The following is a 10,255-nucleotide window of genomic DNA, read 5'->3' as shown; positions in this document are numbered from 1 at the left end:
CAGGTCTGCCGTCAGCAGAACTCTCGGCTCAAGAGCCTCGATCTTTGCGGCTTTGCGCCGGACTGCGCCCTTAGCTTGCTTCTTTTCGTCAAACGGTGACACGTTGTCACTATCCTTTAGAAAAATCTTATGGCGCAGCCGACTTACCACTTGGGTATAATCGATCGGCCGAATTTATATCCAATTGTAGAAGTTAAGGCACGAACTTTCCTGGTAGCGTAGTACGTGCATAATTCTTTTCAGAAAACGCTAATTATTGTTTTCCGGTTGCAAAAGTTACGGCGCCGGACAGCAAGTAAGCTTCGAAAGTGCGCTTATTGCGAGCATGCAGGCGAAAGACGATCGCCTGACGGGCGGTTCAGCGCAGGGCGCCGTCCTCGTCGCCAAGGCCGTCGAAGAGGCCCGGTTCCGGCTCGTTCTCGGGGTCGAGCAGGTCGGTGCAGCCGATGCCGATCAGGCGGATCGGCCGGCCGTCGGCTTCCGTCTCCAGCATCTCGCAGCCGGTCTGCCAGATCGCCTCCGCCTTGCGGGCGGGAGGATCAACGCGGCGGGACCGGGTGATCGTCTGGAAGTCGGCGGTCTTCAGCTTCAGGACGACGCTGCGCCCCTGAAGGCCGGCGGCGGCGAGGCGGCGCGCGACCGTCTCGCTCAACGGGCGCAAGGCGTCCTTCAGGGCGCCCGCGTCGGCGGTGTCCCAATCGAAGGTCGTCTCCGCCGAAATGCTCTTGCTGGGGGCTTCGGGCTCCACGCGGCGGTCGTCCTGGCCGCGCGCGAAGCGGTGGAGCAGGCGGCCCATCTTTCCGTGGCGGCGGACGAGGTCGATCTCCTGCCAGCCGCGCAGGTCACCCACGGTACGGATGCCGTCCGATTGCAGCTTGCGCTGGAGCACCGGCCCGACGCCCCAGAGGATCGACACCGGTTTCGGCGCCAGGAAATCCAGCGCCTGCGCCCGCCCCACGACCGAGAAGCCGCGCGGCTTTTCCAGGTCCGACGCGATCTTCGCGAACAGCTTGTTGTAGCTGAGCCCCACCGACGCCGTGATGCCCAGCTGGCTTTCGAACCGGCGGACCAGTTCCACCAGCGCCTGCGCCGGGCTGATGCTCAAGCGGTCCCCCACCCCGGAGAGGTCGAGGAAGGCCTCGTCGATGGACAGCGGCTCGACCAGGGGCGTGAAGGCCTGCATCAACGCCCGCGCCTGCCGGCCCACCGCCTTGTACTTCGCCATGTCCGGCGGCAGCACGACGGCGTCCGGGCAGGCCTCCAGCGCCTGCCAGATCGGCATGGCGGACCGCACGCCGGCCATCCGCGCCACGTAGCAGCAGGCCGCGACCACGCCCCGCCGGTCGCCGCCGATGATCAGCGGGCGGCTGACCAGCTCCGGCCGGTCGCGCTTCTCCACCGTGGCGTAGAAGGCGTCGCAGTCGATGTGGCCGATGGGCAGCGCGTGCAGTTCGTCGTGCCGGACCAGCCGCCGGCTGCCGCACTTCGGGCAGCGGGGTTCGGCGCCGCGCAACGCGGCCGCGCAGTCGCGGCACAGAGTCTTGTGGTCGGACAGGGCGAGCATGGCGGCAGTCTAGCAGCCCGTTGCCCACCCCGTCAGCGCACGAAGACGGCGGAATTCGGCCGCGACCAGGCGTGCCCTGTGACAAGCGCGGCGATGACCGACCCGGCCTCTCTAAAACCGGAAACCCCGGTTCAGAAGCCAGCCGAGCGGGCCGGTGAAGACCAGCGGCTTTTCCTGCACCAGCAGGCACAGACACTCCCCATCCCGGTCGGCAACGGCGTGGTGGGGCGAGTGCGCTTCGTAACAGGCCACGTCGCCCACCCGGTATTGGCCGGTCTCGTCCGAAAAGCCGCCCTTCAGGACCAGCAGCATCTCGCTGTCCGTGTGGCGGTGCGCCGGCACGCGGTGGCCGGAGGCCATCCGCAGCAGGCAGGCCGAGGCCGTCCCGGCGCCGATGGCCCAGGCCGAGAGATGGATGCCGGGCACGACGCGCACCCATTCGATGCGGTCCGGATCATCCCCAACGGCGCGCCCCAGCGGGCCGGGCAGCAGGCCGCGCGCCATGGTGGGCGAGGCTTTCGATGCGGGCACCCCGGCGGCTGTTTCCTGGGCCTCGGGCAGCCGCGCCATCACGGCGTCCAGCAGCCCTTCGGACAGCGGCTCGGCCGGAAGCTCGTCCAGCAGGGCGCCGCCGCAGGCTTCCAGTTCCGCCACCTTGCGGCGGCAGTCGGGGCAATAGGGCAGGTGCGAGGCGATCAGGAGCGCCGGCACCTCCCGCAGGCTGCCGGCGGCATAGTCGAGCAGCAGTTCGGGCGAAGGGTGATGGGCCGGCATGGTCACGACAACTGAAAATCGCGTCTATACTTGACCGATACGCTGCGGGAGGGAAGAAGTTTCCGCCCTCGCGCCCGAACGGTCACGGGACCACCGCGTCTTCGCCGTGGCTGGACAGGCCGCGCCGAAAACCCCACCTGTTGCATGGTCCGCCGGCCAAGGAAGGCCGCGGCAAGAAGGAAGAAGGCATGAGCCTCGAACCGAACTTCGAACATCTGCGGGCACGGGCGGTCGAAACGCTGTTCCAGCACCTTGCGGACGCCTGCGTCGGGCTGATCGTCGTCGACAAGGACGCGCGCATCGCCTGGATCGGCGACCGCTACCTGGAATTGCTGAACCATCCCAAGGACCCGCTCGGCAAGCCGGTGGAGGAGGTCATCCCCAACAGCCAGATGCGCCATGTGGTGGAGAGCGGGCAGCCGATGCTGCTCGACCTCATGGAGGTCGGCCGGCGCACCATCGTCGTCACCCGCCTGCCCCTGCGCGACGACGACGGCACGCTGATCGGGGCCATCGGCTTCGCGCTGTTCGACCGGGCGGAGCATCTGCGCCCGCTGATGTCCAAGTATCAGAAGCTCCAGGAGGAGCTGACCCGCGCCCGGCAGGAACTGGCGAACGAGCGGCGCGCCAAATACTCCCTGTCGCAGATGATCGGCAACAGCGACGCGATGCGCGAGGTGAAGCGGCTCGCCCGCCGCGCGGCGCAGATGGACAGCACCGTGCTGCTGCTGGGCGAGACCGGCACCGGCAAGGAGCTGCTGGCCCACGGCATCCACGCCGCCAGCCCGCGCGCCGACCGCGCCTTCGTCGGGGTGAATGTGGCGGCCATCCCGGAAAACCTGCTGGAGGCGGAGCTGTTCGGCGTCGCCCCCGGCGCCTTCACCGGCGCCGACCGGCGGATGCGGGAAGGCAAGTTCCAGCTCGCCAACGGCGGCACGCTGTTCCTGGATGAGATCGGCGACATGCCCCTGCCGCTCCAGGCCAAGCTGCTGCGTGTCTTGCAGGAGCGGGAGTTCGAGGCTGTCGGCTCCAACAAGGTGGTGCGCGTCGATCTGCGCATCATCGCCGCAACCAGCCGCGACCTCGACGCGCTGGTGCGCGACAAGCAGTTCCGGGCCGACCTATACTACCGCCTGAACGTCGTGCCGATCACCCTGCCCCCGTTGCGCGACCGGACGGAGGACATCGGCAGCATCGCCGACCGCATCCTGGACGATCTCGCCATGTCGGCGCTCTCCCCCTCGCGCGAGCTGACGGCGGAGGCCATCGCGGCGCTGGAGGCCTACGACTGGCCGGGCAACGTCCGTGAGTTGCGCAACGTGCTGGAACGGGTCGTGGCGATGACCGACGATTTGGCCCTGACCGCCGCCCATATCCGCGCCGCCCTGCCCCGCGCGCCCCAAGCCGGGCTGGACGCCACGGAGGCCGGTCTGGTCCCCGCCGGCCTTCTGCGCTCCGTCAGCGGCAGCCCCCGCCCCCTCACCGACGTCCTGAAGGACACCGAGCGCGCCGCCATCGTCAGCGCCCTGACCCGCACCGGCGGCGTCAAGGCGCAAGCCGCCAAGCTGCTGGGCATCTCCCGCGCCTCGCTCTACGAGCGCATGCAGGCGTTGGGGATAAGGGAAGAAACGCAATGACAGCAATGCCGTAGGTTGGGTTAAGCGCCAGCGCAACCCAACACACCCCGCCTCGGGAGCATGTTGGGTTGCGCTGGCGCTTAACCCAACCTACGGTTCATCGTCCCATCAATGCGCGCCGTGGAAGGTGCGGTTGATGACGTCCATCTGCTGCTCGCGGGTCAACTTGATGAAGTTCACCGCGTAGCCGGACACCCGGATGGTCAGCTGCGGGTACAGCTCCGGATGGTCCATGGCGTGCAGCAGGGTTTCACGGTCGAAGACGTTGACGTTGATGTGGTGCCCGCCCTGGCCGAAGTAGCCGTCGAGTAGCCCGACCAGATTGTCCACCCGCTCACCCTCCGTCGGGCCGAGCGCGCCGGGCACGATGGTGAAGGTGTAGCTGATCCCGTCCTGCGCGTGCGCATAGGGCAGCTTCGCCACGCTCGCCATCGAGGCCAGGGCCCCCTTCCTGTCGCGGCCGTGCATCGGGTTGGCGCCGGGCGCGAAGGGCTGGCCGGCCTTGCGGCCGTCCGGCGTGTTGCCGGTCTTCTTGCCGTAGACCACGTTCGACGTGATCGTCAGCACTGACTGCGTCGGCACGGCATCCCGGTAAGCCTTCTGCCGGCGCAGCATGCCCATAAAGGTCTCGACCAGCCACACGGCGATGCCGTCCACGCGGTCGTCGTTGTTGCCGAAGGCCGGATACTCGCCCTCGATCGCGAAATCGGTGGCGAGGCCGCGCTCGTCCCGGATGACGTTGACCTTGGCGTGCTTGATCGCCGAAAGGCTGTCCGCGACCACGCTGAGCCCGGCGATGCCGCAGGCCATGGTGCGCAGGATGTCGCGGTCGTGCAGCGCCATTTCCAGCCGCTCGTACATGTACTTGTCGTGCATGTAGTGGATGGCGTTCAGCGTGTTCATGTAGGCCTTGGACAGCCACTCCATCATGGGGAGCAACCGACTGACGACCTCGTCATAGTCCAGCACGTCGCCGGTGACCGGCGCGAAGGCAGGGCCAACCTGTTCGCCCGACACCTCGTCCCGGCCGCCGTTGATGGCGTAGAGCAGCGTCTTGGCGAGGTTGGCGCGGGCGCCGAAGAACTGCATCTGCTTGCCGATGCGCATCGCCGACACGCAGCAGGCGATTCCGTAGTCGTCGCCCCAGAAGGGCCGCATCAGGTCGTCGTTCTCATACTGAACGGAGCAGGTCTTGATGGAGGTCTCCGCGCAGAACTTCTTGAAGCCTTCGGGCAGCTGTTCCGACCACAGCACGGTCAGGTTCGGCTCCGGCGCCGGGCCGAGGTTCACCAGCGTGTGCATCATGCGGAAGCTGTTCTTGGTGACCAGCGTCCGCCCGTCCAGGCTCATGCCGCCGATGCATTCCGTGACCCAGGTCGGGTCGCCAGAGAACAGCTGGTCGTATTCCGGCGTCCGCAGGAAGCGCACCATGCGGAGCTTGATGACGAACTGGTCCATCAACTCCTGCGCTTCCGCCTCGTCGATGCGGCCTTCGCGCAGGTCGCGCTCGATGTAGACGTCCAGGAAGCTGGACACGCGGCCCAGCGACATGGCGGCCCCGTTGGCTTCCTTCACCGCCGCCAGATAGGCGAGGTAGGTCCACTGCACAGCCTCGAAAGCCGTCGCGGCGGGGCGGGTCACGTCGAAGCCGTAGCCGGCAGCCATCGTCACGAGGTCGCGGAGCGCGCGGATCTGCTCCGTGATCTCCTCGCGCAGGCGCAGGGTGTTCTCGTCGATGCGGTCGAGTTCGAGGCTCTTGAACTGGGCCTGCTTGTCCGTGATGAGGATGTCGGCGCCGTAGAGGGCAAGGCGACGGTAGTCGCCGATGATGCGGCCGCGCCCGTAGGCGTCCGGCAGGCCGGTGATGACGCCGGACTTGCGGCAGCGCAGCATCTCCTCGGTGTAGACGTCGAATACGCCGTCGTTGTGCGTCTTGCGCAGCGTCGGGAAGATCTCGTCCAGCTTCGGCGACGGCGTGAACCCGTAGGCCTCCAGCCCCGCCTTGACCATGCGGTAGCCGCCGAAGGGCATGATGGCGCGCTTCAGCGGCTTGTCGGTCTGCAGGCCGACGATGACTTCCAGGTCGCGGTCGATGTAGCCGGGCGCGTGGCTGACGATGGAAGAGAAGACCTCCGTGTCGGCATCCAGCACCCCGCCCTTGGACGCGCGCTCCTCCTTCAGCAGGTCACGGACCTTGCCCCAGAGCTTCGCCGTGCGGTCGCTGGCCGGGGCCAGGAAGGCGCCGTCGCCCTCGTAACCGTGCACGTTCTTGACGAGGAAATCGCGCAGATTGACCTCGGTCCGCCAGGCGCCGGGCGCGAAGCCGCGCCAGGGTTCCAGCGCCGACGCGTCGGTCATCGGGGATTTCGGTTCGATCATCAGGGTGTCCATGACTCGCCTCTTTGCCTTCGGCGGCCGGCCCTGCCCTCCCCGGCGGACCGTGCTGCGGCGTCCGGCGCCAGACCCGACACCGAACTTGCCCACCCAGTAGGCGCCAAATCGACCCTGAAGCTCATTGATCCCGGTCAACCATTCTTTGCGAAAAACGCAAGCCACCCGTCAAATCATCGCAGAGATGTCCAGCGAAGGCGCGGCAATTATTTCGCACCGCATCATTACCTCTTTTGCGCTGCCGTTGAACGAATTTTCAAAATTTGCATTTCCAGATAAACATCATTTCCCTTACCGCAGCACCGCCGCAAGATCGCCAGCCAACCGCGCCAGCGTGCGGCTGAGAGCGTCGGCCACGCTGCCGAGGTCGCCGGGGGTCGCCACCGGTTCCTGCGCCGAGGTGCGCCCCATGCGCTTCAGATGGTCGCCGCCGCGGTCGAAGATGCGCCAGCGCGCCTCCAGCACCGCCGGACCGTTCTCCGCCGCGTCGAAACGGTCCAGCGCGACCTCCACGACCTGATCGAGCGGAAAGTCCCGCGACAGCGGCAGTTCGACCACCTCCATCTGCGGAAGCTGGCCTTCCAGGTCCTGGGCCAGCGTGCGGGTCACCATCTCGTCCATCGGACCGCCCCAGCGGTCGAACTCCTTCACCACCAGCCGGCTGCCGGTCGCGCGCAGCACCATTTCCGGGCGGTCGAGGTAACCGGGGATGCTCACGCTGTCCAACCCCACCACCCGCCGGTTCGCCGTCGCCGCCGGAACGGCGGGCGCCTCGGCCACGGGGACGGCGCTGAGGTGGTAGAAGCGGCTGGGTTGCGTGCCACAGGCGGCGAGCAGGGATAAGGACAGAAGGAGCAGCGGGCGGGTCAGCAGGTGGGTCATGGGGAGGGGCCTCAACCGCGTTTGCCTCGGATCAGGGCTTCGGGGTGTCGTTCCAGATAGTCGGTCAGGCCACGGATCGAGCGGGCCGTGGAGGTCAGCTCGCGCACCAGCGCCTGGAGGTCGTAGGCGACCGGCTTGGTGGTGGCAATCACGCTGTCCGTGGTGCCCAGCGTGCGCCGCGCCTGATCGACGAGGTTGCTGGTGCTCTCCGCCACCTGCCGCAGGGCGCGGATGGTCGGCGCGCCCTCCGTGCCGAGCGCCTGGGTGGTCTTTTCCAGCTCCGACAGGGATCGGTTGAGCGACACCAGCGACTGCGCCACCTCCGGCGAGCCGAGCAGGGCACCGGCCTTCTGGATGGTGTTGCGCAGCTCGCTCACCGTCTCCGCGATGGGGGCGCGGGCCAGCTCCTCCATCAGGTCGGTGGCGGTCTTGGTCGCGGTGTCCAGCACGTTGGGCCGGGACGGAAGCTCCGGATACTCGCCGCTCATGTCGAGCGTCGCCTTCGGCGCCTCGGGGAACAGGTCGAGCGCCACGATCAGCTCCCCCGTCAGCAGGTTGCCGGTGCGCAGCTGCGCCCGCAGGCCCTGCTCCACCATCGCCTTCATCGCGGCGTAGGCCGCATCGGCCTCCGTGGCACCGCCGCGGCCGGCGTCCAGCCGTTCCGGCTCGATGTTCAGCGTCACGGGGATGCGCGCGGCCCCTGTCACCGGGTCCACGTCCAGGCGGATGTCCGTCACCTCGCCCACCCGGATGCCCCGGAACTCCACGGCGGAGCCGTTGTGCAGTCCGCGCACGGACCCGTCGAAATGCACCATGAAGGGAACGCGCCGGGTGAAGCGCGCCTCGCTGGCCGCGCTGCGGCTTTCGTAGAGCGGAAAGTCGGTGCCCTCCGGCGCGGTGGTGCCGGAATCCGACGGGCTGCCGAGCCCCGGCGTCTCGAAGGCGATGCCGCCGGTCGCCAGCGCCTGGAGGGACTCCACGGACAGTGTCGGCCCCTGCGCACCGACCGAAACGGACAGGCCGCTGGCGTTCCAGAAGCGGGTGTTGGGCCGCACGATGCTGTCGTAGGGCGCGTGGATGAAGACGGGCAGGGTCAGGGCCTGCCAGTCCTTGGTGAATTCGTAGCCGACGACCTCGCCCACCTGGATGCCGCGGTAGTAGATCGGCGATCCGGGGCCGAGCCCGCCCAGCCGGTCGGCGCTCAGCGCGAAGCGCCGGCCGGGGGAGCTGGAGCGGATCAGCGGCGGCTCCTCCAGCCCGTGGAACTCGCCCGTCCGGTCGCCCTGGCCGGGGTCCATCCCGATGTAGGCGCCCGACACCAGCGTCCCGAGCCCCGACACCCCGCCAAAGCCGAGCCGCGGCTTCACCACCCAGAAGCGCGTGCCCTGGTTCAGGTAGTTGGCCGCCCCCTTCACCATGCGGACGGTGACGATGACGCCGTTCAGGTCCGGGGCGACCTCCACCCCCTGCACCGTCCCGACGTCCACGTCGCGGTAGCGCACCTTGCTCTTGCCGGCCTCCAGCCCCTCCGCCGTGTCGAAGGTGATGGTGATGCTCGGCCCGCGCTCGCTGAGCGTGCGCCAGGCGAGCCAGCCGCCGATCAGCGCCGCCACCAGCGGCACCAGCCAGACCAGCGGAAGCCCGCGCCGCTTGCGGATCACGGGGGTGGGCGGCTCGCCGTAGGGCGGCTCCGGCAAAGGGCGCTGCTCATCCATGCCGCACCTCCTGCCCCGCAGTGTCCCAGATCAGGCGGGGGTCGAAGGCCTCCGAGGCCAGCATGGTGATGACGACGACGCTGGCGAAGGCGATCGCCCCCAGTTCCGCCTCGACGCTGGCGATGGCGCCGAGTTGGACCAGGGCCGCCAGCAGCGAGATCATGAAGATGTCCACCATCGACCAGCGCCCCACCCCCTCGATCAGGCGGTAGAGCCGCGTGCGGTCGCGCCGCCGCCGGGGGGAGCGCCGCTGCACCGTCACCAGCAGGTAGCCAAGGCCGATCAGCTTCAGCACCGGCACGGTGATGCTGGCGAAGAAGACCAGGATCGCCACCGGCCACATCTCCGCCGCGACCAGCGATTCCACGCCGGACAGGATGGTGTCGGGCTTGCCCGCCCCGAAATAGATCACCGTCATGATCGGCAGCAGGTTGGCCGGAATGTAGAGGATGGTCGCGGAGACGATCAGCGCCCAGCTTCGCCGCACGCTGTCCGGCTTGCGCCGGTGCAGCCCGGCGCCGCAGCGCGGGCAGTCGCCTTCGTCCCCCGCCACGACCTGCTGGCAGTCGTGGCAGGCGGTCAGGCGCGCGTGGCCGACGTGGGCGGGGTTTTCCACGCGGGTCTGCGGGGCCACGCGCTCCCACAGGTCGAAGGGGCTGAGCGTCGCATCGCCCCAGGCCTGGACCAGGATGAAGCCGACCAGCGCCCCCAGCGACGGTCCCGGCGCCAGCGACGCGAGGTCGGACAGCTTCACATAGGCGACGATCAGGCCCAGCAGGAAGACCTCCGCCATCGCCCAGCGGCGCAGGCGGGTGACCATCCGGAGCACCCGGGCCACGCCCGGCGGGCGCCCTCCGAAGGCCAGCGGCATCACCACATAGAGCGTGCCCAGCAACTCCAGCGACGGCGCCGCGAACAGCACGAAGAACACCAGCACGGCCAGCCCTTCGTAGCCCCCCTGCCACAGCGCCAGCGACCCGCTGAGGAGCGACGCGGACTGGGCGCGCCCCTCCAGCTCGAAGGTCAGGATCGGGAACAGGTTGGCGACCACGAACAGGATCAGCGCGGCGATGGTGAGCGCCGCACCACGCTCCAGATCGCCGGAGCGGAAGTGCCGCAGGACGGCGCCGCACCGCGCGCATTCCGCCCGGTGGCCGGGCTTTGGCGGCGGCAAGGCGTGGGGCAGCCCGCAATCGTGGCAGAGAATGAGGGGGCAGAGGATGAGGGGACGGTCTGAAACGGTCATAGCGTTGACTGAACGTTTCCAGACCGGGAAAGGTTCGCGCCCCCAA

The 10,255-nt window shown here is 68.4% G+C and carries 7 protein-coding genes; 1 reads left to right on the top strand and 6 read right to left on the bottom strand.

The window, feature by feature from the left end; genetic code table 11:
- Positions 1 to 358: 358 nt before the first annotated feature.
- Positions 359 to 1,564: a DNA polymerase IV gene (locus ACSVC7_RS10705; protein ID WP_448204290.1), complete on the bottom strand. Its 1,206-nt coding sequence runs from the start codon at positions 1,562 to 1,564 to the stop codon at positions 359 to 361.
- Between the two features lie 111 nt (positions 1,565 to 1,675).
- Positions 1,676 to 2,338 carry a ChrR family anti-sigma-E factor gene (locus tag ACSVC7_RS10700; RefSeq protein WP_448204291.1) on the bottom strand — a complete coding sequence of 221 codons (663 nt, stop codon included), beginning with the start codon at positions 2,336 to 2,338 and terminating at the stop codon, positions 1,676 to 1,678.
- 188 nt (positions 2,339 to 2,526) lie between these two features.
- Between ACSVC7_RS10700 and ACSVC7_RS10695 the strand changes: the two genes are divergently transcribed.
- Positions 2,527 to 3,975, top strand: coding sequence for a sigma-54 interaction domain-containing protein (locus tag ACSVC7_RS10695; RefSeq protein WP_448204292.1), 1,449 nt, complete (start codon positions 2,527 to 2,529; stop codon positions 3,973 to 3,975).
- A gap of 108 nt (positions 3,976 to 4,083) precedes the next feature.
- Here ACSVC7_RS10695 and pflB read toward each other — a convergent pair whose 3' ends face one another.
- The 4 genes from pflB to ACSVC7_RS10675 all read right to left on the bottom strand — a co-directional run bounded on the left by pflB (position 4,084) and on the right by ACSVC7_RS10675 (position 10,209).
- Positions 4,084 to 6,366, bottom strand: a complete 2,283-nt coding sequence (gene pflB / locus ACSVC7_RS10690) for a formate C-acetyltransferase (RefSeq protein ID WP_448204293.1) — start codon at positions 6,364 to 6,366, stop codon at positions 4,084 to 4,086.
- Positions 6,367 to 6,657: 291 nt separating this feature from the next.
- Positions 6,658 to 7,248, bottom strand: coding sequence for a PqiC family protein (locus tag ACSVC7_RS10685; RefSeq protein ID WP_448204294.1), 591 nt, complete (start codon positions 7,246 to 7,248; stop codon positions 6,658 to 6,660).
- Between the two features lie 11 nt (positions 7,249 to 7,259).
- On the bottom strand, positions 7,260 to 8,963 hold the full coding sequence (locus ACSVC7_RS10680; RefSeq protein WP_448204295.1) for a PqiB family protein: 1,704 nt from the start codon (positions 8,961 to 8,963) through the stop codon (positions 7,260 to 7,262).
- Positions 8,956 to 10,209, bottom strand: coding sequence for a PqiA/YebS family transporter subunit (locus ACSVC7_RS10675; protein WP_483508261.1), 1,254 nt, complete (start codon positions 10,207 to 10,209; stop codon positions 8,956 to 8,958). The genes ACSVC7_RS10680 and ACSVC7_RS10675 overlap by 8 nt, the downstream gene beginning before the upstream one ends.
- Between the last annotated feature and the right edge of the window lie 46 nt (positions 10,210 to 10,255).

Source organism: Azospirillum mesophilum, from assembly GCF_053470405.2.
Note: the sequence above shows the minus strand (reverse complement) of the source record. Positions and strands in the feature narration are given on the sequence as shown.

Coding starts and splice junctions, on each gene's coding strand:
- ACSVC7_RS10705 (WP_448204290.1), bottom strand. CDS start 1,564: ATGCTCGCCCTGTCCGACCACAAGACTCTGTGCCGCGACTGCGCGGCC.
- ACSVC7_RS10700 (WP_448204291.1), bottom strand. CDS start 2,338: ATGCCGGCCCATCACCCTTCGCCCGAACTGCTGCTCGACTATGCCGCC.
- ACSVC7_RS10695 (WP_448204292.1), top strand. CDS start 2,527: ATGAGCCTCGAACCGAACTTCGAACATCTGCGGGCACGGGCGGTCGAA.
- pflB (WP_448204293.1), bottom strand. CDS start 6,366: ATGGACACCCTGATGATCGAACCGAAATCCCCGATGACCGACGCGTCG.
- ACSVC7_RS10685 (WP_448204294.1), bottom strand. CDS start 7,248: ATGACCCACCTGCTGACCCGCCCGCTGCTCCTTCTGTCCTTATCCCTG.
- ACSVC7_RS10680 (WP_448204295.1), bottom strand. CDS start 8,963: ATGGATGAGCAGCGCCCTTTGCCGGAGCCGCCCTACGGCGAGCCGCCC.
- ACSVC7_RS10675 (WP_483508261.1), bottom strand. CDS start 10,209: ATGACCGTTTCAGACCGTCCCCTCATCCTCTGCCCCCTCATTCTCTGC.